Source organism: Corynebacterium sp. HMSC08F01 (assembly GCF_001807545.1).
Taxonomy (GTDB): domain Bacteria; phylum Actinomycetota; class Actinomycetes; order Mycobacteriales; family Mycobacteriaceae; genus Corynebacterium; species Corynebacterium coyleae.
This window is the reverse complement of sequence record NZ_KV789315.1, coordinates 1-23,042: the sequence shown is the minus strand read 5'-3', so window position 1 is coordinate 23,042 and position 23,042 is coordinate 1. Positions and strand designations below refer to the sequence as shown.

Below are 23,042 nucleotides of genomic sequence, written 5' to 3'. Positions count from 1 at the left end.
GCCCTCGTCGCCGACGCCCTCGAGCGCGGCGTGCTCGGCCCGGGACTGGCAGGAGCCGACGCGCGGCGCGTGGCTCACCGAGGTACTCTCCGGCGGCGTCGCAGAAGCGCTGCGCGAGCGCGGGTTGCGTCTGTATCTTGAGCCGGGGCGCTCGCTTGTCGACGGCTGCGGGCTAACCCTTGCCGAAGTCGCCTTCACCAAGACGCGTTCCGACGGCGTGCCCCTGGTGGGCCTAGCCATGAACCGCACCCGGTGCCGCACGACCTCGGATAACTTCCTCATCGACCCCTACCTGGTCAAGCGGACCCCGCCGAGTGAGGAGATCGAGGCGTTCTTGGTCGGCGCCTACTGCATCGAGGACGAACTGATCCTGCGGCGGAAGATCCGCTTCCCCCGCGGTGTGGCCCGCGAGGCGCTTGGACGACATCGACGTTCGCTGACGCCCGTTGGCGCCCCCAGTGCCGGGCCGGAGCTCGGCTAGAGCTCGGCTAGAGCTCGGCGCTCAGCCGAGCGGTGGCGTCCTTGAGCGCCTCGCCGCATGTTGCGCCGGGGGAGGGCTTCAAGCGCTCGGCGGGACCCGACACAGACAGGACCGCGACTAAGGTGCCGTCGGGCTGGAACACCGGGGTGGACACGCTCGCCAGGCCAACCTCGCGCTCGGAGACAGACTCGGCGTAGCCGACCTTGCGTACCTGTTCGAGGTCCGCTGCATCAAACGGGGAGTCGATCGGGCAGTGGGCAGCAAACACGCGGGCGGCAGAACCGGCCGATAGTGTGAGCCTGGAGCCAACCGGCACTACGTTGTGGAGTCCGCTTTCCGGTTCTTCGGCAGCGATGCAGGTGCGGGTCGATCCCGTCAGTTGGTAAAGCTGTGCGGATTCCCCGGTCTGTGCAACCAGGTCTCGCATAACCGGCGCGGCTGCCGGAAGCAGCGCGGAGGGAAGCCCCGTGGCAAGACCGGTCAGTGCTGGGCCGAGTGTCCATTCGCCGTGTTCGTTGCGGGAAAGCACATGGTGCAGTTCCAGCGCAGTGGCAATGCGGTGGGCGGTTGCGCGTGGCAGGCCGGTGTCGTCGCTAAGTTCTGCGAGTGTTTTATCACCCGCACCAACCGAGCGTGTGATGGCAACTGCGCGGTCGAGGACTTTAATCCCGGAACCTTCGTTATACTGTCTCACAGTTCGAATCCTAGCATCTCATAGTGTGGGATGTTGGGGGCCCGTATGAAGGAGGACCGGATGACTCAGCCACCGTTGACATTAGCGGAGAAAGTGTGGCGCGACCACGTGGTAACGAAGGGGGAAAACGGCGAGCCTGACCTCATCTTCATCGATTTCCAGCTCCTGCACGAAGTGACCTCGCCGCAGGCGTTTGACGGTCTGCGGATGAATGGACGCACCATGCGCCACCCCGAGTTGCATTTGGCAACGGAGGACCACAACGTGCCCACCACGGGTATTACCAGCGGTGACCTCGTCGAGATCACCGAGCCTACCTCGCGCACCCAGGTAGCCACCCTGCGCGACAACTGCGCCGAGTTTGGTGTGAAGCTGCACCCGATGGGCGATATCCAGCAGGGCATCGTGCACACCGTCGGCCCGCAGCTGGGCATTACACAGCCCGGAATGACCATTGTCTGCGGCGACTCGCACACCTCGACGCACGGCGCGTTCGGCTCGATTGCCATGGGCATCGGCACCTCTGAGGTGGAGCACGTCATGGCCACCCAGACCCTGCCGCTGAAACCCTTCAAGACCATGGCCATCGAGGTCACCGGCGAGCTGCAGGACGGCGTGACGGCCAAGGACCTGATCTTGGCGATCATCGCCAAGATCGGCACCGGCGGCGGCCAGGGCCACATTATCGAGTACCGCGGCGAGGCCATCGAGAAAATGTCCATGGAAGCACGCATGACGTTGTGCAACATGTCTATCGAGGCAGGCGCGCGAGCCGGTATGGTCGCGCCGGACCAGACCACGTTCGACTACGTCGAGGGCCGCGAGTACGCGCCGAAGGGCGAGGACTGGGATGCAGCCGTGGAGTATTGGAAGACGCTGCCGACCGATGAAGGCGCAAAGTTCGATACCGTCGTGGAAATCGACGGTGCAGCACTGACACCGTTTGTCACCTGGGGTACCAACCCAGGCCAAGGTCTGCCGCTCGGCGAAAACGTTCCCGACCCGGAGGACTTCACCGACGACAACACGAAGGCATCTGCTGCGAAGGCCATCGAATACATGGGCTTGACCCCGGGCATGCCGCTGCGCGACATCACCATCGATACGGTCTTCCTCGGCTCCTGCACCAACGCGCGCATCGAGGATCTGCGTGCAGCCGCCGACGTTGTCAAGGGCCGCCGCATCGCCGAAGGTACACGCATGCTCGTCGTACCGAGCTCCACACTTGTGAAGCAGCAGGCCGAAGAAGAAGGCCTCGACGCGATCTTCACAGAGTTCGGCGCAGAATGGCGGACCGCGGGCTGCTCCATGTGCCTCGGCATGAACCCAGACCAGTTGCGACCGGGGGAGCGCAGTGCCTCCACAAGCAACCGCAATTTCGAAGGCCGCCAAGGCCCGGGTGGCCGTACCCACCTCGTATCCCCGCTGGTTGCAGCAGCAACTGCGGTGACCGGCCACCTCGCAAGCCCGGCAGATCTGTAAAGGAGCCCGATCATGGAAAAGTTCACCACTCACACCGGCGTCGGCGTTCCGCTGACCCGCACCAACGTTGATACCGACCAGATCATCCCCGCGCGCTACCTCAAGCGTGTGACCCGCACCGGTTTCGAGGACGGCCTATTTTCTAATTGGCGTGAAAACGAAACCACATTCGTCCTCAATCAGGACGCGTTCAAAGACGGCTCCGTGCTGTTCGCCGGCGAGGACTTTGGCACAGGCTCCTCGCGTGAACACGCTGTCTGGGCGCTCATGGACTACGGCTTCCGTGCCGTGTTCAGCCCCCGATTCGCGGATATCTTCCGCGGAAACGCCGGCAAAGCTGGCCTGCTCGCGGGCATCATGAGCCAGTCCGATATCGAGCTGATCTGGAAGCACCTTGAGCAGCACCCAGGTGATGAGGCGATCGTCTCGCTCGAAGACTGCACCGTCACCGTCGGCGGCAACACCTTTACCTTCGAGATCGACGATTACACCCGCTGGCGGCTCATGGAAGGCCTCGACGATATTGGGCTGACGCTTCGCGACGAGCCCGCCATCGAACGATTCGAAGCAACGCGTCCAGCGTTCAAGCCGTCCGTCGCGGGTTAGACCCCGGACGGCGATAGCGCCCTCGGGCTGGTTATTTGCCCAACTGGTCGACGACGCCCGGGGCGAACGCCTCCAGGAACTCACGCGCAGCGACAACGACGCCTTGGATACCGGTCTTGATCTCGTCGGAAAACTGCTGGTCGCTGCGCTCCCAGTAACCCGGCAGAGAGTAGGTCACGGCAAGCGCGGTGATGCCGCGCTGTTCGTCCTTCACTGCGGTCACGGTGGGGTAAGCCTTCTCAATGTTGTAGCGCTCCACCCACTCGAGCACCTCATTAAACTGCGCGGCCTTCACCGAATCCACAGCGACGGTGGTCAGCACGTTGAGATTCGGCTCGATCATGTTGATTTCCAGCCCGATACCGGAAAAACCGGTGCGCAGCGCAGGGCCAAGCGGTGCCTTTTCGTACTTCCAGCCTTCCTTGTCAAACAAGGCGATGACACGGTCGATGCTGAGGTTGCTGGTTGCAGAAGTCATGTCCTAGTCCTCCTGGTTAGCTTCGGCGTTGGCTTCGGTGTTTGCTTCGGTGGTGAAGGTTTTCGGGCCGCTCGTCGACAAGAGCTCGCTGGTATCTGGCAAGGCCTCGCGCAGCAGGTTCACCACGTGATGGATTGCGGAGAAGTAGTAGTCCAACATTGCACGCACCTGCTCGTCGGTGAAGCCTTCGTTGGAGAAGAACGGCGCGTCGATCAGCACGACGGCATCGTCCTCACGACGTACCGGGTGTACGCGCACGAGGGGCATCGTCCGGTTGATCTCGTTGCAGCGCAGACGCAGCGCCTCAATATCGTCGCCCTCAATGATGCCGAGCCAGCGTGCGGTGGCCTTGAAACCACCCTCGGCTACCTCGAAGAACACCATCAGGCTGGGAAATGCGGTGCGAACCTCGCCGCTGTCTTCTCGGAAGTACTGCACCCCCATTGATTTCAGGGTGGCCGCGATGCGGTCTTGGGAAATGGCGGTAGGAGCTGCCATGGTCTGGGCCTTTCGTCGTGGTGGGGTTACAGAACTGGAAGTGGGGAGGGGATGTAGTCCGCGCCGATGAGCTTGCCGTCGTGGAACGTCAGCACCCATACGGAGGCTTTCTTCGCGCGGATTTCTTCGTCGATAGGCAGTGTCCCTTGCGCCGAGAGCCACGCGATTATGCCGGGGATGATCCCACCTTGCGCGCACACCACGCTGGTTCCGCCGGCCTCAATCACGTCCTTGAATGCGTGCTTGGCGCCAACCATGTCGGCGATCCAGGCATCGTCGCCAAACTGCTTATCGACGACAACCTCACACCCCATCTCATCCGCCAGCGGCGCAACCGTGTGCTGGCAGCGCTCCGGAACCGCCGAGTAAATACGTTCCGGCGCGAACGCACTGAGCAGGGGAACGAGCATCTCGGATTGGCGGCGGCCCTTCTTATCCAGAGGACGCAAGTTGTCGTCGCCGGACCATTTGTTGCGGTCGTGGGCGCGGGCATGTCGGACATAGAGGATGCGTGCATCTGCGGGCGTGTTAAAGCGCTTCTGGGCCTTCTGGAGCACCTCGCGGTCGAGGTCGTACGTCATCAACTCAAGCGCTTCATTGAGTGGCAGCCAGCGGATCTCGTCGACCTCGTTGTTGGGTACGAACTCGCCACCGACGACCTCGCCGGTCCAGTAATAGACCACCTTGGTGGTCTTCTTTACCGGGTAGACCGTCTTGCCCAGCAACTTGCCCAGGCGAACGTCGTAGCCCGTTTCCTCCTTGATTTCACGTACTGCGGTTTGTACAAGCGACTCATCAGGGTCGACCTTGCCCTTGGCCAGCGACCAGTCGTCGTAATGAGGACGGTGAATGCACGCAACCTCAATGGTGTCGGGTTGCGTAACGTCACCGCGCCACAGCACCGCACCCGCAGCAAGCGTGGTGCGCTCGAACTCCTTCTGCGGTTTTAACGGAATAGCCTGAAGCCTGCCAGTGAGAAACTTCTCACCCAAGGCGTCCTTATCTTGCTCGGAGAGCTTCCCGCTGTTTCCTGGTGTCTTGGATGCGTGAGTAGGCATGTCCTCCATTGTGTCCCAAGTAACCCACTCACGCCGGACACGCCACGCGCCACGGCCGGTGGTAGGTTAAACCGGAACAATCGGCTGGGAGGATTCAGAAAAATATGGTCAACGTTGCGGTACTGGGGGCAGGCTCCTGGGGTACAACCCTGGCGAAGGTGTTCGCGGACGCCGGCAACAGGGTCACGCTGTGGGCGCGTCGGGACAACCTTGCCCGCACCATTCAGACCACGCGGGAAAACCCGGAGTACCTTCCCGGCATCACACTCCCGGATGCGATCGAAGCCACCTCGGACGAGCAATACGCGCTGCAAGACGCGACCATCGTCGTCTTTGGCGTACCCAGCCAGACCATGCGGGAAAACGTCGCGCGTTGGGCACCCATGATCCCGGCTGATGCGACGATGCTGTCCATCTCAAAGGGTGTGGAAACAGGAACACATCTGCGTATGAGTGAAGTTATTGCAGAGGTCACCGGAGCGGACCCGAACCGGATTGCAGTGCTCAGCGGGCCCAACCTGTCGCGCGAGATTGCGCTCGAACAACCTGCCGCCACCGTGATTGCATGCGCTGACGAGAACCGCGCAAAACTCGTCCAAGCCGCGTGTGCGACTAACTATTTGCGGCCGTACACCAACACCGATGTTGTGGGCTGCGAAATCGGCGGCGCGACGAAAAATGTCATTGCGCTTGCCTGCGGTATGGCTTCCGGCCAGGGGCTTGGCGACAATACCCTGGCATCCCTGATCACCCGTGGCCTTGCAGAGACCACCCGTCTGGGCAACGCGCTCGGCGCGGATCCCCGCACGTTTGCAGGTCTTGCCGGTATGGGAGACCTCGTGGCCACGTGTGCTTCGCCGCTGTCGCGTAACCGCACATTTGGCTCCGCTTTGGGGCAAGGTGCGACGATGGAAGAGGCGAAGGCTGCGACGAAGGGCCAGGTTGCGGAGGGCGTGGTGTCGTCGAGAAGCATTTTCCAGCTCGCCGAAAAGCATGGCGTGGAGATGCCGATTACCCAGGCAGTGTTTGCCATTTGCCACGACAACTTCAAAGTTGCGGACACGATCGCGACACTGATGGGGCGCAGCAAGAAGGCAGAGTAAAACTGCGCCATGGCTACGCGGTAGATTGGTCAGCGTGATTCGCGTAGCAGTTCTTTATGGTGGCATGTCCACCGAGCACTCCATTTCCTGCATTTCCGCAGCGTCGGTGATGCAACACATGCCGGCTGACTACGAGGTGTTTCCCATCGGTATCACCCGTGACGGCGTATGGGTCGAAGGCACAACAGACCCAGTAAACGGCGTCGCGCTGCCTGAGGTGCCCGCAGGCCGCGAAGTTGCACTCTCCATCAACCCGACGCGCAAGGGGCAGATCTTCGATGTAGCAACCGGCGAAAGTATCGCTTGCGTCGATGTTGTCTTCCCGGTGCTGCACGGCAAATACGGCGAAGACGGCACAGTGCAAGGACTGCTCGAACTCGCTGGTGTCCCGTACGTTGGCCCAGGGGTGCTTGCATCCGCCTGTGGCATGGACAAGGAGTACACGAAGAAGCTCGTCGCGGCTGAAAACATTGCGATCACCAGGGAAGTGATCCTCGACGGTCGGGCAGTGCTTGACGACGACGAGCGTGACTACCTCGGTCTACCAGTGTTCGTAAAACCCGCCAACGGTGGGTCATCGATCGGTGTGTCCAAAGTGAGCTCCTGGGACGACTTCCCGGCGGCGTACGACCTTGCGCACGAATCCGATTCCAAGGTGATTGTGGAAGCGGAACTTGTCGGCGACGAGGTTGAGGTGGGAGTCCTCGAACGACCCGACGGGACCATTGCGGCATCTCTGCCAGCGAAGCTCAACGGCACCGAAGACTCCGAAGAAGGCTTCTACGGGTTTGAAACGAAATACCTCGAAGAGGGCGTTACGGCAACGATTCCGGCACCGTTCGACGAGGCAACAACCGCGCAACTTCAAGACATGGCGGTGACGTGTTTCAAGGCGCTGAACTGTAAGTCGCTCGCACGTGTGGACTTCTTCGTCACCAAGGACGGCCCGGTGCTCAACGAGGTCAACACCATGCCTGGATTCACCGCGATTTCGATGTACCCGCAGGTGTGGGCAGCCACCGGAGTGGACTACCCGGAACTGCTGGACACGCTGGTGCGGACCGCGCTGCGTTAAAGCACAGCGTTATGGCGCAGCGTTAAAGCGCAGCGGTGTGCTCGGCGATCAGTTCAGTCAGGTTCGTAATCGCCTCGTTGCTCTCCGCCTGCGGCAAAGAGACGGCGATACCGCTGTCGCGCCCCAATGCGTACCACGTCGATGCCGTGGTGCCGTTTGCCAACAGCACATCCTCGAACCACGGAATGTCATTGACCTGAGCAAGTTGCGCACCCGGTGCGTAATTCGGCGATGGGGCGACACCGCAGCGCAGAACGATCGGATCACGTCCCTCAGCACGCCATGCGACGGTGTTTTCGGACGCAGGCTCTGTCCGGGTGTAGCCCTCGGCGATAGCATCCGGTGCGGCCTGGAGCAGCGCGTCGCACTTCGATGCATCTGCGCCTTCCAACGCGGACAAAGGCGCGGGGTTGTGGGGCTGATCCTTCGATGGCAGCCCATCGGCGCCCAGCCGTCCGAGGGACTTCTTTGAGTCGTGGAGTACCTGCGCATCACCGGTCACGGCGATCACAGGGGAGCGGTTCACGGTGTACCAGGTGGCCAGGTTGGACTGGGGCGTGAGGTCGTCGATACGCATCCACGTTGCATTGCCGATGGTTTCAGTAACGGCGTAGTCCGTGTACTGCGCCGGCATGTCTACACCGCAGCGCAGGGTGACGCGGTCATCGGTGGACTTGCGCCAGGCGGCGGCGCCTTGTGGTGCCGGTTCTGCGAGTTCGGCACGGGGAAGGCCGGCGAACCGGTCGGGGAGGGCGCCGATAAACGATGCGCACTCCGGGCTATCGGCCATCGGGGCAGGAAGATCAGCCATCGCGACCGGCTGCAGCGCCACACGTTGGAAGAACACACGAGCGCCAATAACGGCTCCGAGGACGAGAAGGACTGCGAGGCCAAGACTGACCAAAATTGTTGTGCGATTAACCTGTGGTTCGTGCGCCGTGGTTGCCATGGCGAAATAGTCTAACGAAAGGGCTGCCCAACCCGTGATCACCACCGGATTTCCCACTGATGGTCCGACGCTTGCGCAGGTCGGCGAGCGAGCGGTTATCGCCGCGATTCGCGCTGCCGCACCGTCTGCCCTCAACGGCGACGACGCAGCGGTACTTACCCCCTCAGTGCCAAACTCGAGAGTCGTCGCCGGCACCGACATGTTGGTGGAAGGCCATCACTTCACTCGTGCGACCACAACCCCGTACCTTTTGGGCCGCAAGGCGACGGTGCAGAACTTCGCGGATATCGAGGCAATGGGCGCGCGCCCGATTGCAGCACTGATGGGGGTGTCTGTCTCCCGCGATGCGCCGGCAGCATGGGTCGAAGAGATCGCCCGCGGCATTGGGGATATGGCAGGGGAGTATGGCTGTGAACTCGTCGGCGGGGATCTGACCGACGGGCAAGAACTTGTGGTCTCCGTAACCGCAATCGGCTCGCTTGGTGGTAACCGTCCGCCGCTGACGCTAGATGCGGCACGCCCCGGTCAGCGAGTGGTCGCGCACGGCAATATCGGTTATTCAGCCGCAGGATTCGCGCTGCTGCAGTCCGGGATTGATGTGCCGGAGGAGCTCGAGGTGCTTGTGAAGGCGCATCAGGCCCCGGTGCTTACCCCGGGGCGTGGCGTGGTGGCGCGCGCGGCAGGCGCGACCGCGATGACGGACAACTCGGATGGGCTCATCCGGGATGTGACGACGCTGGCAAAGGCATCTTCGGTAGGCATCGAACTGTCAAAGGTGGCGCTGCGCCCGGATGCGACCTTGCAGGCTGCGGGCGTACTCCTTGGCGTCGACCCGTGGGAGTGGGTGCTCACAGGTGGGGAGGACCACACCCTCATCGGCACGATCGATGGGTCCGCACCGGTTGGGTTCCGTTCGATTGGCGCAGTCACCCGCAAGCCCGGGGTGCGCATCGACGGCGAGGCCCCAGAATTGACCACCGGATGGGAGAGTTTCTAAATGTTGCCCGTGCACGAATCTTGGCAGGAACCGCTCGCTCCGGTGGAAGATCGAATCCACGCAATGGGGCAGTTTTTGCGCACAGAGGACGACTACCTGCCGCGTGGCCACGATATTTTGCGGGCTTTTGCGGATCCGTTCGACGATGTCCGGGTCCTCATCCTGGGCCAAGACCCGTATCCGACCCCAGGACACCCGATGGGGCTCGCGTTTTCCACCCAGCCTGGGGTGGCGGCGCCAAGGTCGCTGGTGAATATCTACAAAGAGCTGCAGGCTGATCTGGGTATCCCGCCCCGGGCGGATGGGGACCTGTCGTCGTGGTCGTCGCAAGGCATTTTGCTGCTCAACAGGGTGCTTACCGTGCGTCCGAGAAAGCCCGCGTCACACCGTGGCAAAGGCTGGGAAGAGGTTACCCAGGCCGCAATTGAGGCGCTTGTCCGCCGAGACGCGCCACTCGTAGCTATCTTGTGGGGCCGTGACGCACAGACAGCTGCGAGATTTCTGGGGGATACTCCCCGGATTGAGTCGCCGCATCCGTCGCCGTTGTCAGCATCGCGCGGTTTCTTCGGTTCGCGCCCGTTCTCGCGTGCAAATGAAGCGCTTCAAGCACAGGGTGCGAATCCCATCGACTGGAGTCTGTAACAGCTCCCTGTAAGCTTTCGCTTCATGTCTGTCACTCCGCTTATCGACGCCGCAGGGTTGCGTGCGTGGGCCCAACGCGCCTCCGCCGAGCTGGAGCGGCGCCGAGTGGAGATCAACAGCCTCAACGTCTTTCCCGTGCCGGACTCCGATACAGGTTCCAACATGGCGCACACGATGCGTTCAGCCTGCGAGCAAGCAGCTTTGCTTGGCGACGACGCCAGCGCCGTCGATGTCGCCGAAGCCCTGGCCGTCGGCGCTGTACGTGGAGCACGCGGCAACTCAGGTGTGGTGTTGTCCCAGGTGATGCGCGGAATCGCGCAGTCTGTCAAAGACGATGCTTCGGACGGGGAGATGGTCGCGGACGCATTGGCGCATGCCGTGAAGTTTGTGGACCAAGCCATTGCGGATCCGGTGGAAGGCACCGTGATTACGGTGCTCCGAGCGGCGTCTGTGGCTGCCCAACAAGCGGTAGAGGACATTGGGCGTCCGTTGAGCTTGCTCGATGTCGCAGCACCTGCGACATCCGCGGCCAGGGTGGCCTTGGCCAACACGCCGTCGCAGCTGCCAGTGCTACGCGAGGCAGGCGTGGTCGATGCCGGCGGCACCGGTGTGGTGATTCTGCTCGAGGCGCTGTTGGAAGAGGTAGAGGATAGTCCCGCAACGGCACCCGATGGTGATGTCCAAGAGAGCGCTGTAAGCAGCGCAGAAAGCAGCACAGAAGCCAGCGCAGAAAGCACCCCGGCACCTGCTGAAAGGGCAGACCGCGACGTGCACGTTGACATGGCGCATGCGGGGCCGTCGGGTCGGGAGCACTCCCTTGAGGTGCTCTTTGGGTTTCAGGGCGATATTGCGGAGTTGGAAACCGAGCTGCGCCCCTTGGGCGACAGCCTGGTCATCGCTCGGCTATCTGATACGGAAGCCACTGTGCACATTCACTCGCTCGATGCAGGTGCTGTGATTGAGACGGCGTATCGCCTCGGCAAGGTCCAAAACCTGCGCCTTGAAGTGCTCCCGGGTGCCCCAGTGGTGCGAAACCCCGATCGCTTGATTGTGGCCGTGACTCCTCCCGGCTCCCTGACAGAGCTGTATAAGGAAGCAGGTGTGGTCACTGTTGCCCCGGGCGACGAGGTGATCTCGGACATGCTCTCCGTGATTCGGCGTTCGGGCAGCAACGAGATCATCGTGCTGCCGAATGGGCTGCTCAGTAACCGGAATCTCGCTGCCGTGGAGAAAGCAACCCGAGCGCTGGAACAGACGATCACACTGCTTCCTACAGTCCGGTTAGTCTCCGGTATTGCAGCGCTGTCTGTGCACGATCCGAACCAGCCGCTGGCTACCGCCGCGTTTTCCATGTCTGAGGCGGCTGGCGAGATGCGTACGGCAGTGGCTCACCGCGCAAAGAAGGGCGCGCTGACACTCAGCGGCGCGGTTGCCAAGGGTGATGTGGTGGTCACCGCACGTGGGGAGACGCTGCTTATCGCCGAAGACCCGCTCGATGCTGTGAAGCGGGCATGCAAACGCCTGCTCGAACACGGCGGGGAGCAAGTCACGGTGCTGTTTGACCCAGCTGAGCTGTCGGAGGAGGAGCTTCGCACGCTGAACACTGAGCTCGGCGTCCAGGTCATGGTTTATCCTGCAGATGGATTGCAAGCATGTGCGGAGATCGGGGTGGAGTAAATGCTGGGGTTTGAGGACAATCGGCCACTGACTGAGGTTATTCCTGCGAAGCAGGCACGGGCGATTGAGAAACACCTCAACATTTCCACGTGTGGCGAGCTGCTTCGGCACTATCCGCGACGCTACCTGCACTACGGCACCGGTGCTGACCTGACCGGGGTCGAAGCAGGCGATACTATCACCGTGATCGGCGAGGTCGTCGACGCCAACACGTTTTACACTAAAAAGACGCCCAAGCGGCCGATTACCAAGGTGATGATCCACGATGGGCGTACGGAGTTCCAAGCCACCTTCTTCGGCTCCCAATATGCCCAACGGGTGCTGAAGCCGGGTCGGCGCGCGATGCTGACGGGCAAGTTGGATTTCTACCGTAATCAGCCTCAGCTGCAGCCCCCTGACTTCGTGCTCATGGACGGTCCTACTGAGGCGACCGGTTCCATGCGTCAGCTGTCTCACTTCGGCGATCTGGAAGAAATGCTGCGTGGCCGCCAGTGGCTTCCCCTGTATCCGGCGTCGAAGCAGGTCAGCACGTGGACAATTATGGGTGCGGTGCATGCGGTGCTGAAATCGCTGCCGCGTATCGACGAGCCACTTGGCTTCACCCCCATCGGCCTACTGCCGTTGAATGCTGCCGTGCGCCAGATCCACGAGCCTGGTGCGGAAGGCCCTGCGCGCGCAAAGGAGCGACTGAAGTACGACGAGGCGCTCTCGGTCGCGCTGGCGATGGGGGTGCGACGCATCGACACCTCCGCTCACAGGGCGCCCGCGATGCCGTATGTCAAGGGCGGCGACGAGGACAAACTTTTGGAAGGTCTGCCGTTCCCGTTGACCCGCGGCCAGAAGGAAGTGATCACGGACATCACGGCTGATATGTCCAAGACGGTGCCGATGAGTCGCCTGCTCCAAGGCGAGGTTGGCTCCGGAAAGACGGTGGTGTCGCTGATGGCGATGCTCCAGGCCGTCGATAACGGCGCGCAGGCGGCATTGCTTGCTCCGACGGAAGTTCTCGTGCTGCAACACGCGCGTTCGCTAACGTTCACTCTCATGCGTGCGGGTCTCCCCACCCGAGTGGTTGCGCTGACAGGATCGATGACGGTCGCGCAGCGCCAAGAGGCACTGCTGAAGATTGTTTCCGGGGAGGCCGACATTGTCGTCGGTACGCACGCCCTGCTCCAAGAGGGCGTGGACTTTTTCAACCTGGGGCTTGTCGTTGTCGACGAACAACACCGCTTCGGCGTAGAGCAACGCGACGCCCTGCGTGCCAAAGCGGGGGAGACCACACCGCATTTGCTGGTGATGACGGCAACGCCGATCCCACGCACCATTGCGATCACGGTGTTCGGCGACTTGGAAGTATCCACGCTGCGCGAACTTCCCGGTGGGCGCAAACCGATCCAGTCTGCGGTGGTCCCGGAATTCAAACCGCGCTGGGTGGAGCGCGCTTGGGAGAAGATCCGCGAAGAAGTTGCAGCCGGGCACCAGGCCTACATTGTGTGTCCGCGTATCGACGGCGAAGGCGGCGTACTTGAGGTTGCCGAGCATCTCGCCGCAACGGAGTTTGCGGACCTGACCGTCGGCATCCTGCACGGACGCCTCAAAGGCGACGAGAAAGACAACGTCATGGCGGACTTCGCCAAAGGCGGCATCGACGTGCTGGTGTCCACGACGGTGATCGAGGTCGGCGTGGATGTGCCGAATGCCACGGTGATGGTCGTGCGCGAGTCGGAGCATTTCGGTGTCTCCCAGTTGCACCAGCTGCGCGGCCGAGTTGGGCGTGGCGGCAACCAGTCGCTGTGTCTGTTCCACACGCTCGCGGAGGAAGGCAGCCCCGGCTTCACCCGCGTATCCCAGGTAGCGGCTACAGCGGACGGGTTCGCGCTCGCGGAGCTTGACCTGCTTAACCGCGGCGAAGGTGACGTGCTCGGCACAGGCCAGTCCGGCATCAAACGCACGCTGCGGTTGATTAACTTGGTTGAGGACTACGACATCGTTAAACGTGCCTACGACGACGCCGCCACCTTGGTAGCAAACCAACCCGAGTTCGCCAGGGCAGCCACCGCCGGGTTTGTGGCAGAAGACTTCGAATATTTGGACAAGAGTTAGCTGGTTAAAGTTATGGGAATGAACCGCATCATTTCGGGAGAAGCCCGCGGCCGAAAGATCAAAGTGCCGCCGGCAGGAACGCGACCTACATCCGACCGGGCCCGCGAGGGGCTGTTTTCGTCGTTGCAGGTGCGTTTCGGGTTCGTCGATAAGCATGTGCTCGACCTGTTTGCAGGCTCGGGTGCGCTCGGGCTCGAGGCCGCGTCGCGTGGTGCGGCAGAGGTCGTGCTGGTGGAAAGTGCCCCAGAAGCGGCAAAGATCATCGAGTACAACGCTGGCGTGGTCAAGCACCCCAACGTGCACATCCACCAGATGAAGGCGTCGACCTACGTTGCATCGGCGCCGAAGAAACACTTCGACATGGTGCTGGCAGACCCTCCATACGAACTAGCCGACGAGGCGGTCGCAGAGATGGTCGAGGCCCTCAAACCTGCGCTGGCGGATGGGGCAGTGGTTGTCGTTGAACGCCACCGCGAAAGCCCGGAGACTGCATGGCCTGCGGAGTTCACCCCGACCGGCCAGAAGCTCAAGCGTTGCATCTACGGTATTGCACGTATGGATATGGCGGTCTACGCCGACCCGGAAGCAGAGGACAACTAAATTGACCATCGCAGTCTGCCCTGGCTCGTTCGACCCGATCACGAACGGGCACCTCGACATTGTCACCCGTGCCCTTCGCCATTTCGACGAAGTGATCGTGCTGGTCACTGGCAACCCTACGAAGACGTCGGGGCTGTTTACTATCGACGAGCGCGTCGACCTCATCCGCGAAGCCACCTCACACCTTGAGGGCGTTCGCGTGGATAGCTGGGCGGGCCTATTGGTCGATTACACCACCCAGCACGACATTAGCGCGCTGATTAAGGGCTTGCGCTCCTCGCTCGATTACGAGTACGAACTGCCGATGGCACAGATGAACCGACGCCTGACCGGCGTGGATACCTACTTCCTGCTGACGGATGAGAAGTACGGTTACATCTCGTCCTCGCTAACCAAAGAGGTTGCGAAGTACGGCGGTGACATTTCCGGACTCGTGCCGGAGAGCGTCCACGACGCGATTCGGGAGAAATTCAGCAATTGATCGTGTTGATCGCCGTCGCGCTCGCAGTTGCGATGGGCGCTGGGCTGCAGCGCATTTCCGGCATGGGACTGGGTCTGATCACCGGGCCTGTGCTCTCATTGCTGTTGGGACCTGTGGTTGGCGTGCTCATGATCAACGTCATCGCCACGGTCAATGCGGTGTTTAACACCTGGGGGATGCGCCGCGACATCGATTGGTCTAAGTTCTGGCCGATCGCAGGCGCGCTCATCATCGGCGTGCTTCCCGGGGTGTGGGTGGTCTCTCACGTATCGACGAGCGCCCTGCTCATCATCGTCGGTGCCCTGTTACTCATCGCCCTGTCAGTGGTGACGTTGGGCAAGCGCTACGTGCCTCAGATCGAAGGTGTGGTTCCTGCAGCTGCCGCTGGCGCCGTCGGCGGGTTCATGAACACCCTCGCAGGCGTTGCCGGGCCGGCATTTACCGTTTACGCGCACGCGGCACGTTGGCCACAGCGCATCTATGCCGCCACCTTGCAGCCGTTGTTCTTCGTCGCCGGCGCACTGTCGTTCGGGGCAAAGGAACTCTCTGGTGCGGCGGATATTTCCTCGATCAACCCCTGGCTGTGGGTCGCCTCCTTTGGCGGCATGCTTCTCGGAATCACCGCGGGAAAGCGGCTGGCCCCGCACGTACCGTCCGCGAAGGCCTACCGCATCGCGCTCGGGCTTGCGTTCTTCGGAGGCGCCACCACACTAGTCCGCGGCCTCGCAGGCTTGTTGTATGGATGAAAAACGGCCGCCCGGATGTGGGCGGCCGTTTCGTGTAAGGGAGTGTCCGGCTAGAACAGCGTGGAGACGAACGACTTCGGACGCTCGTGTTGCGGGTTATCCAGCACCTGTTCCGGTGTGCCGTACTCGATGATCTGGCCACCATCCATGAACGCGACCTTGTCTGCGACCTCGCGGGCAAACGACAGTTCGTGAGTGACCACCAGCATGGTCATGCCATCATCGGCGAGCTTGCGCATCACACGCAGCACTTCGCCAACGAGTTCGGGGTCGAGGGCGGAGGTGGGCTCGTCGAAAAGCATCAGCTTCGGATCCATTGCAACCGCACGGGCAATTGCCACACGCTGCTGCTGACCACCGGAGAGCTGGATCGGGTACGCGTCAGCCTTCGACTCAAGACCGACCATCGCAAGCAGCTCCTTCGCGCGCGCAGTGGCCTCTGCAACCGGCTGGCCCTTGACGTGCACCGGGGCTTCGATGATGTTGTCCAGCACCGTGCGGTGGCCAAACAGGTTGAAGTTTTGGAACACCATGCCAATATCGCGACGCTGCTTGGCGGCGTCCTTCTCACTCATCTCGTAGAGTGCGCCGTCGCGCTCCTTGTAGCCGATCAACTCGCCGTCGACGTACAGACGACCCGCGTTGACCTTTTCCAAGTGGTTCACACAACGCAGCAGCGTGGACTTACCAGAGCCGGACGGGCCGATCAGGCACGTCACCTCGCCGGGGGCGACCTCAAGGTCGATGCCCTTGAGCACGTCGAGGCTGCCGAAGGACTTCCAGACATCTACCGCCTGGATCATAGGAGTTTCCTTGACGGTCATTAGCGCTGTCCCTTCTTCTGCGGTTCTTCGACAATTTCAACGTTGTTCGGAATGGTGCCCTCGGCGTCAGCCAGGCTGGCGAGCTGGCGAGCAGTGAGCTGGCGGGTAGCACCGCGGTCGAAGTAGCGCTCCAGGTAGTGCTGGGCGACCATGAGCAACGACGTGATCACCAGGTACCAGGTCGCAGCCACCAGAAGGAGCGGTACTGGCTGGAACAGGGCGGCGGCGATATCCATCGAGCGGCCGTAAAGCTCAAGCGAGTACGGCACAGCAACGACGAGCGAAGATGTCTTGAGCAAGGAGATGAATTCGTTGCCGGTCGGCGGAATGATGATGCGCATCGCTTGCGGTAACACCGTACGGGTCATCGTCTGCCCCCAGCTCATACCCAACGCCTTGGAGGCCTCAACCTGGCCTTCCGGCACAGCGGAGACACCAGAGCGGACAATCTCTGCCATGTAGGCGGCCTCATTCAAACCAAGGCCAACAACGGCCAGGGTAAACGCAGAAGAGGTAAACGGCTCAAGCGGAATCTGGGCGAAGCCGACGTTGATCGAGTCGTAGATCGCGCCAATCAAGCCCCAGAACATCAACTGGACGTAGACCGGGGTACCACGGAAGATCCACAGGAACACCCACGCCACCGTCTTGAACACCGGGTTCGGGCTCATGCGCATGACGGCCAACAGCACACCGCCGACAACGCCGAGCAGCATCGCCAACACCGTGATTGCAATGGTGTGCAGGGCCGCCATAGCGATGCGGGTATCCAGCAGGTACTGGAAGTAGATGTCCCAGCCGTAAGCCTCGTTTCGGGCCGCGCCGATGACAAACCAGACCACAAGCAGTACAAGAATCACTGCGAGCGTCCACCGTCCAGGGTGGCGCAGCGGTTTCGCCTCGATACGCTCAGGACGCTTGCGTTCGCCCTGAGAGGCGACGTACTGGGAATAGGGGGTGCTCATGCTTAGTGTTCTCCCACTGGTTGTTCGTTAATCAAAGCCTGGTCGAGCAGACCTGTCGAGATATTCCATTGCGCAAGGATGCGCTGGTAATCGCCGGTATCGATGAGGTGCTGCATCGCGGCAGCCATCGCCGGCGCAAGCGCAGAACCCTTCGGCACAGCAATGCCGTACGGCGCGGCGTCAAACATGTCGCCGATCATTTCCATCTTGCCGTCGGAGCGCTCCACAGCCCACGCGGTAACAGGGGAGTCGGCGCTGTAAGCATCGGCGCGCCCGACAAGCGTTGCAAGCGCTGCGTTGTCTGCTGTGTCGAAGGCAAGCACAGTAATCGGGTCCTTGCCCGCTGCTTCGCAGGCTTCTGACTTCGGACGAACGTCGTCGGTCTCCGAAACCGTCGTACGCTGCACCGAGACCGTCAAACCGCACGCATCATTCGGATCCACGTCGGCGCCAGGAGCGGCAGCCCACTGAATACCCGCGTAGAGGAAATTGATGAAGTCGAAGGTCTGGCGGCGTTCCTCGTTATCGGTAAAACCTGAAGCACCGGCGTCGAGGCTGCCACTGGAGACAGCGGGCAGGATCATCGAGAAGTCCATGTCTGCAACATCGAAGTCCATCCCCATGACACCAGCGAGTGCACGGGCAATGTCCATCTCCACACCGATGACCTGCCCGGTGGAGTCTTTGAACTCGAACGGGGCGAACGGTGGGTTCGCGCCGACGTTGAGCACGCCGTCTGCGGCAATTTCTGGCGGCACCATCGCCGCAATCTCAGGTACGGCGTCCGGAACGATCGGCTCCCAGCCGTCCGGGTTGCCGCCCTCTGTGTTAGTAACGCAGCCCGCGAGCGGCAGGGCCGCGGCGAGCACAGCGGCGAAAAGACGCCGCTTTGCGTGGGGTGGGTAATGCATTGGTCTCCCGCATACGATGAATACTTGCGTAGTCCCGTATATTACGCGCCGAATGCGGGATGATAAAACGCACCGCCCGAGCAGTAGAAACTACTGTGTTGCCATACGAATACCACGCATAGCCAGCTCAATGATCTGGCCAATGACCATCATGCCGAGGACGACCGGGATCCACACGGAAGTACGCTGGCTGGATCCTTCTGAGCTCAGGGCGAAATCGCCGGTGAAAAGCCCTTTGCCCATCTTTGCGGAGCCCTGGGCTTCCATCTTCCACAGCTCAACCGGGTTAGCGGTATCCGGGATGGAAGAGCCCTTTGCCCAAGCTTGGACGACCTCCTTGCCTTCGCCTTCTTCCATGTCGTCGGTCCACTCGGTAAACATCTCGGAGCTAGACACCTTCTTCAGCGGGTTTTTCTCCGGATCGATGTACATCGGATCCTTCTCCGGGTTCGGCTCAAGAGCCTCGATGAGCCCCTTCGGCTTGTCCTTGGAGTCCTTGCCGTCTGTGCTGTCCTTGTTGCTCTCAGCGTCCTTCTTTGCCGAGCTGGTCGCGTCAGACAGCGCAGCAAACGAATCGATGGTGTCCTTCAGCGCGTTGCTCGGGGAGACTGGAGCGTCCTCTTGCGCTGCCCCTTCCTGTGCATGTGCGGGAACCGTCAGCGTGGTCAACATGAGTGCTCCGGCGACAAAGCCGGCGATATAGGTCTGGCGCATGCGCCGTAGTCTAACCAAGCCATCGCCTGAAGCCCATGTCGATCGTCTTCAACGGCGTTACACTGGCTAAATGACTACCACCATCTTGGGCTGGCTGACAGAAGAAGACATCGAAGACGCCGCAGGGACTGGGGCCTTTAATCGAGGGAAAAAGATTTCCCCTGCAGATGTCACCATCCTCAGCGACACTGAATCCGAAGTCCAGGCCGCAGTCCAAGGGACGTGGCCATACCGAACGACATTGTTTGTACAAGGGGATCGGGTGGGCACGACGTGCAACTGCCCGGTGGGCACGCAATGGTGCAAACACGCGGTTGCAGTCGCGCTGACGGTGCTTGCCCCGAAAGAGCTCTCGTTCGACGATTCCGCAAGCCTCGAGGATGTTGAATCCTCCAACGTGTCCGCACCAGACGCGGTGGACACCTACTTGGAGTCGGCCAGCCCAGATGAACTGCGACGACTCCTTCGCCATCTGCGGCAACTTCCGGAAGTCCAGGAGTTTCTGGAGTTTCATGCCCTGAAAGATTCTGGCGATGACAAGCAAGTCCGTGAACACGTGAAATCGGCGATCACCGCTGCATCGCGGAAGAGCAGTGGATTTCGGGATTATTGGCAAAGTATGGAACTCGCACGGCACTGGAGCGATGCCCTTGACGTGGTGGAGGCGTACGTTGATGAGCACCGTGGCGTCGCAGTACGCCCCCAAATTGAGCGCGCGATCACGAGGTTGAATGCGGTTTTGGGACGTGCGGATGATTCTTCCGGGATGCTCGGCGACGAGCTGCATCGATGCTTCGACCTGCACGCGCGAGCATGCGCTGACGGCGTTGAGGACCAACAAAAACTTGCCAAGTGGTTGGTGAAGGAGACACTGGAAGCGCCGTTTGTTGAGCCTGATCTGAGGGCCTACGCGGGACTTCTCGGCGCTGATGCGGTCGAATCAATCGCCGCAGCCTTTGAGGCGAATCCACCGAAGTACGGTGCCAAGGCGCTCTTCCTCGATGTTGCATTCTTGCGTGGCGACGACGACCAGATCGAATCAATACTGCTCGACGGTAACTCCGTGAAGGACCTCATCGAGTTCTATGAGTCACGGGGCAGGAAAGATGAGGTCAAAGCAGTCCTTTCGAAGTGGGATACACCGATCCACTGGAACGAAATCGATTTCTTTGAAAACCGATTGCGCGCCTACCTGGGAGACAAAGCGTTGTTGGACTACCGCATTGAAAAGTTCAAAGAAAACCCGGGAACAGTGACATTTGACCGCGTGATCCATGGACCGGGAGTGACCGAAGACGTGATCGACCTCATCCCAGAGGGCATCCCGGGCAGAGACGTGATGCTCCTGCAAGCGGCAATGAGATTCAACGATCCGGAATTGGGCCTGTCGGTGATAGATAGCGACGAGGTCGACGTTCACTCTGCATTTGAATTCGCCCGTTCAGTGCTATCCAGTCACGACCCGGAACGTGCACTTGAAATCATGCTCAGGGAACCTGAGCACATTGCTCGGGCAAGTGGCGACAGGGCGTACAAGCAGGCTGCCGCATCGGCGACGCAAATCATCGACTGCTTCCCGGCCGATCCAGTCGCGCGTAAGGCAGTGCTGGAAAAGATGGAAGAGCTAGCCATCCGTTACAAAAACCGGCCCAAGATGCTCAAGATTTGGCGCAGCTACGGCCTGATCAACTAGCCGCGAACCTTCAAATTGCTCCCGAGCTTGCTTGATCAGACGCTGGTAGCTTGTTTGGTACCTGACACTCAAGCCTTGGAGGTCATACTCTATGAGCAGGGATCTTGATATTACTGTGCTGCTGGTCTGTATCGGTGGAGTCCTGTTGATGATCGCCTGCTGGACCTTCTACATCCAGGGCGTGCGAAGGGCGCCCAAAACGGAGGAATGGTACGACGAGGGCGATGTAAACGGTTCAGAGAGCGATGGCGCGCTCTTCGTCTATCCCTACGGATCGCTGGTTATTGGTACTGCCAGTGCCTTCGTTTTGTTCGGAATTATGAACCTTCCCGAGCCTGTTGAAACGGTGTTGCTTGTTTTATGCATGGCTGCCGGGGGCATCGGAATCATTGGTTTTACGGGCGCGTTCGGGATTCCACTTCCGTGGCCGTTTGTGCCGCGGTGGGTCGTCGATATCCGCAAAGCCAAGCGCGCTCGACGCCGCGAACGCAGAGAAGCCTGGAAAACGAAAAGCAACCAAAACAAAAGGAAGAAATAGCTCTGGCCACCTGCTGAGTAACCGTGGCCGGGCATAATGCACGTCTATGGCCCCCAAAATGAAGGACTATTTCAACGCCGAAACGGCGCAAAAACTCGGCGCACAGCTTGGTATTGATGGCGAGGAATACGCCGCGTGGGTCGCGCCACGCGTCGAAGGTCTAGAAATCCTAGACCGTGTGACCGTGTTCGCACAGGGGCTTCGGGAACGACTTGAGGGGGATTACGTCGAGATGGTTGGCGGGGTCGTCGAAAAGCTTGGCCCCGAACTCGCGGAAGGGGAGGGATACTTCAACCATGCCTTCCACCTGTGGCCGGTGAGCCGCTTCATTGAACTGTACGGGGTGGATGATCCGGAGGTTTCTTTAGACGCGATTGAGGCACTGACGAGGGTGTTCACCGGTGAGTTTGCGGTGCGTCCTTTCTTGGATCGCTACCCAGCGCTAACCATGTCGCGGGTGCATCAGTGGGCTGGATCAGACAGCCACAACGTGCGCCGCCTCGCCTCCGAAGGCATCCGCCCGCGTCTGCCGTGGGCGAAGGTACACACGCCGTTTGTGGAGGACCCCTCGCCGATCATTCCGGTCTTGGATCGGCTTTACGACGATGCGTCGCTGTTCGTGAGAAAATCCGTTGCCAACAACCTCAACGACATCGGCCGCACGCACCCTGAGTTGGCGCTTGCCACCGCCTCGCGTTGGTCGACCAGCGGGGCGCCATACGCGGATTGGGTGGTGGAACGGGGATTGCGCGGTCTGATCAAGCGCGGTAACAGTGAAGCCTTGGATCTTGCCGGGTTTTCGACGCCTACAGCAATCACCGTTACCCGCCCTGAATTCCCTCACGCCGTGGCCATAGGGGAGAAGGCGACCTTGTCCGCAACACTCACCAACACGGGGAACACCGCCGTGAATGTGCTGGCAGACTACCGTGTGCACTTCCTGAAAAAGAACGGCACCCGACAGCCGAGCGTGTTCCGCCTCGGGAAGTTCGCGCTGGCGCCGGGTGAAACACGTGTGGTGGCCAAGACGCACGCGTTTCGGGTTATCAGCACGCGTACCTACTACCCAGGCACGCAGGCCGTAAGTCTGGTGGTTAACGGGTGCGAAGGCGAGCTAGTGGATTTTGAGCTCACCGAGAAGTAGCCGTTGCGTTTGTACGGTCACCGGGCCGAATGGGCAGATCTCAATTTGCTGACGAGCTTGATTAGCCGGAAATTGGTAGCGTTTTGCAGACCGCAACACGCATCCACAGGAGGTCATGCTCTATGGGCGGAGATACTACGGCGTTGCTCGTCTGCATGGGGTCTGTGGTGGTCATGGTTCTTTACTGGACCTACTACATTCGGAGCGTGCGAAAGACTCCCAGATCGGAACGGTGGTACGACTCGGCTGATTCAGAAGGCGGAGTAAGCGATGGTCCGCTCTTCATTTATCCCTACAGCACGCTACTCATGGGCGCTGTTGGTCTCACAGGGTTAATCGCAGATATGGGACTTCCGGAGCCTGCCGAAACAGTACTGATGGTCCCATGCATAGTTGCCTGGGGCATTGGAGTCATTGGTTTTACGGGCGCGTTCGGAATTCCGCTTCCGTGGCCGTTCGTACCGCGTTGGGTCGTCGATATCCGCAAAGCCAAACGTGCTCGGAGACTCGAACGAAGACAAGCCTGGAAGAAGAAAAAGAAAGGTTGTCAGACGCGGGTTTTTGGTACCGGTGTTCCGGAGAC

24 protein-coding genes and 1 pseudogene are annotated in these 23,042 nt (G+C 60.9%); 16 read left to right on the top strand and 9 right to left on the bottom strand.

The features are described 5' to 3' along the window. Positions 1-46 precede the first annotated feature (46 nt). Positions 47-403: pseudogene (locus HMPREF3171_RS08145) on the top strand (FAD/NAD(P)-binding protein); the annotation flags it as partial. A gap of 85 nt (positions 404-488) precedes the next feature. On the opposite strand, the gene HMPREF3171_RS08140 reads toward HMPREF3171_RS08145, so the two are convergent. Beyond that, positions 489-1,175: an IclR family transcriptional regulator gene (locus HMPREF3171_RS08140; protein ID WP_083279497.1), complete on the bottom strand. Its 687-nt coding sequence runs from the start codon at positions 1,173-1,175 to the stop codon at positions 489-491. Positions 1,176-1,235: 60 nt separating this feature from the next. Between HMPREF3171_RS08140 and leuC the strand changes: the two genes are divergently transcribed. Further along, positions 1,236-2,657, top strand: coding sequence for a 3-isopropylmalate dehydratase large subunit (gene leuC, locus HMPREF3171_RS08135; RefSeq protein WP_070484211.1), 1,422 nt, complete (start codon positions 1,236-1,238; stop codon positions 2,655-2,657). 12 nt (positions 2,658-2,669) lie between these two features. Further along, positions 2,670-3,263: a 3-isopropylmalate dehydratase small subunit gene (leuD, locus tag HMPREF3171_RS08130; protein WP_070484208.1), complete on the top strand. Its 594-nt coding sequence runs from the start codon at positions 2,670-2,672 to the stop codon at positions 3,261-3,263. Between the two features lie 31 nt (positions 3,264-3,294). Here the strand turns inward: leuD and HMPREF3171_RS08125 are convergent, their stop codons facing one another. From HMPREF3171_RS08125 to HMPREF3171_RS08115, 3 genes are read right to left on the bottom strand one after another with little or no spacing between them, the layout of a single operon-like run. After that, a complete protein-coding gene (locus HMPREF3171_RS08125; protein ID WP_070450044.1) occupies positions 3,295-3,741 on the bottom strand; it encodes a hypothetical protein in 447 nt (148 codons plus the stop codon). 3 nt (positions 3,742-3,744) lie between these two features. Next, positions 3,745-4,239: a YbjN domain-containing protein gene (locus tag HMPREF3171_RS08120; protein ID WP_070484205.1), complete on the bottom strand. Its 495-nt coding sequence runs from the start codon at positions 4,237-4,239 to the stop codon at positions 3,745-3,747. 26 nt (positions 4,240-4,265) lie between these two features. Further along, complete coding sequence (locus HMPREF3171_RS08115) at positions 4,266-5,297, bottom strand: NUDIX hydrolase (RefSeq protein ID WP_092102430.1); 1,032 nt, start codon at positions 5,295-5,297, stop codon at positions 4,266-4,268. A gap of 104 nt (positions 5,298-5,401) precedes the next feature. Here HMPREF3171_RS08115 and HMPREF3171_RS08110 point away from each other — a divergent pair, with 104 nt between their 5' ends. Continuing rightward, positions 5,402-6,400, top strand: coding sequence for an NAD(P)H-dependent glycerol-3-phosphate dehydrogenase (locus HMPREF3171_RS08110; protein ID WP_070450038.1), 999 nt, complete (start codon positions 5,402-5,404; stop codon positions 6,398-6,400). 25 nt (positions 6,401-6,425) lie between these two features. Continuing rightward, a complete protein-coding gene (locus HMPREF3171_RS08105; protein ID WP_167594520.1) occupies positions 6,426-7,475 on the top strand; it encodes a D-alanine--D-alanine ligase family protein in 1,050 nt (349 codons plus the stop codon). A gap of 22 nt (positions 7,476-7,497) precedes the next feature. Here HMPREF3171_RS08105 and HMPREF3171_RS08100 read toward each other — a convergent pair whose 3' ends face one another. Then, on the bottom strand, positions 7,498-8,424 hold the full coding sequence (locus tag HMPREF3171_RS08100; RefSeq protein WP_070484343.1) for a DUF3515 domain-containing protein: 927 nt from the start codon (positions 8,422-8,424) through the stop codon (positions 7,498-7,500). Positions 8,425-8,458: 34 nt separating this feature from the next. On the opposite strand from HMPREF3171_RS08100, the gene HMPREF3171_RS08095 reads away from it, so the two are divergent. The 7 genes from HMPREF3171_RS08095 to HMPREF3171_RS08065 are packed head-to-tail and all read left to right on the top strand — an operon-like array spanning position 8,459 to position 15,670. Continuing rightward, positions 8,459-9,421, top strand: a complete 963-nt coding sequence (locus tag HMPREF3171_RS08095) for a thiamine-phosphate kinase (protein WP_070422950.1) — start codon at positions 8,459-8,461, stop codon at positions 9,419-9,421. Continuing rightward, positions 9,422-10,063, top strand: a complete 642-nt coding sequence (locus tag HMPREF3171_RS08090; protein WP_070422949.1) for a uracil-DNA glycosylase — start codon at positions 9,422-9,424, stop codon at positions 10,061-10,063. Positions 10,064-10,087: 24 nt separating this feature from the next. Then, positions 10,088-11,740, top strand: a complete 1,653-nt coding sequence (locus tag HMPREF3171_RS08085) for a DAK2 domain-containing protein (RefSeq protein ID WP_070484199.1) — start codon at positions 10,088-10,090, stop codon at positions 11,738-11,740. Continuing rightward, positions 11,741-13,843, top strand: coding sequence for an ATP-dependent DNA helicase RecG (locus HMPREF3171_RS08080; protein WP_070484196.1), 2,103 nt, complete (start codon positions 11,741-11,743; stop codon positions 13,841-13,843). A gap of 18 nt (positions 13,844-13,861) precedes the next feature. Further along, positions 13,862-14,443, top strand: coding sequence for a 16S rRNA (guanine(966)-N(2))-methyltransferase RsmD (rsmD, locus tag HMPREF3171_RS08075; RefSeq protein ID WP_210385603.1), 582 nt, complete (start codon positions 13,862-13,864; stop codon positions 14,441-14,443). Between the two features lies 1 nt (position 14,444). Next, positions 14,445-14,924, top strand: coding sequence for a pantetheine-phosphate adenylyltransferase (gene coaD, locus HMPREF3171_RS08070; protein ID WP_070484190.1), 480 nt, complete (start codon positions 14,445-14,447; stop codon positions 14,922-14,924). Positions 14,925-14,926: 2 nt separating this feature from the next. Continuing rightward, positions 14,927-15,670 carry a sulfite exporter TauE/SafE family protein gene (locus HMPREF3171_RS08065; RefSeq protein ID WP_321195424.1) on the top strand — a complete coding sequence of 248 codons (744 nt, stop codon included), beginning with the start codon at positions 14,927-14,929 and terminating at the stop codon, positions 15,668-15,670. Between the two features lie 50 nt (positions 15,671-15,720). On the opposite strand, the gene HMPREF3171_RS08060 is transcribed toward HMPREF3171_RS08065, so the two are convergent. From HMPREF3171_RS08060 to HMPREF3171_RS08045, 4 genes are all read right to left on the bottom strand, one after another. Next, the gene (locus tag HMPREF3171_RS08060; protein WP_141743385.1) at positions 15,721-16,473 is read right to left on the bottom strand and encodes an amino acid ABC transporter ATP-binding protein; all 753 of its coding nucleotides are present in this window, start codon (positions 16,471-16,473) and stop codon (positions 15,721-15,723) included. Positions 16,474-16,493: 20 nt separating this feature from the next. Beyond that, on the bottom strand, positions 16,494-17,459 hold the full coding sequence (locus HMPREF3171_RS08055) for an amino acid ABC transporter permease (RefSeq protein WP_070422944.1): 966 nt from the start codon (positions 17,457-17,459) through the stop codon (positions 16,494-16,496). Positions 17,460-17,461: 2 nt separating this feature from the next. Beyond that, the gene (locus HMPREF3171_RS08050; RefSeq protein WP_070422943.1) at positions 17,462-18,370 is read right to left on the bottom strand and encodes an ABC transporter substrate-binding protein; all 909 of its coding nucleotides are present in this window, start codon (positions 18,368-18,370) and stop codon (positions 17,462-17,464) included. 90 nt (positions 18,371-18,460) lie between these two features. Beyond that, positions 18,461-19,084, bottom strand: a complete 624-nt coding sequence (locus tag HMPREF3171_RS08045) for a hypothetical protein (protein ID WP_070484185.1) — start codon at positions 19,082-19,084, stop codon at positions 18,461-18,463. A gap of 70 nt (positions 19,085-19,154) precedes the next feature. Here HMPREF3171_RS08045 and HMPREF3171_RS08040 point away from each other — a divergent pair, with 70 nt between their 5' ends. The 4 genes from HMPREF3171_RS08040 to HMPREF3171_RS12200 form a co-directional block, all read left to right on the top strand. Further along, positions 19,155-20,777, top strand: coding sequence for an SWIM zinc finger family protein (locus HMPREF3171_RS08040; protein WP_141743384.1), 1,623 nt, complete (start codon positions 19,155-19,157; stop codon positions 20,775-20,777). Positions 20,778-20,868: 91 nt separating this feature from the next. Next, on the top strand, positions 20,869-21,315 hold the full coding sequence (locus tag HMPREF3171_RS08035) for a hypothetical protein (RefSeq protein WP_070484180.1): 447 nt from the start codon (positions 20,869-20,871) through the stop codon (positions 21,313-21,315). Positions 21,316-21,361: 46 nt separating this feature from the next. Then, positions 21,362-22,459, top strand: coding sequence for a DNA alkylation repair protein (locus tag HMPREF3171_RS08030; RefSeq protein ID WP_070484176.1), 1,098 nt, complete (start codon positions 21,362-21,364; stop codon positions 22,457-22,459). A gap of 122 nt (positions 22,460-22,581) precedes the next feature. After that, a partial coding sequence (locus HMPREF3171_RS12200) for a hypothetical protein (RefSeq protein ID WP_070484337.1) occupies positions 22,582-23,042 on the top strand: 461 nt, incomplete at its 3' end.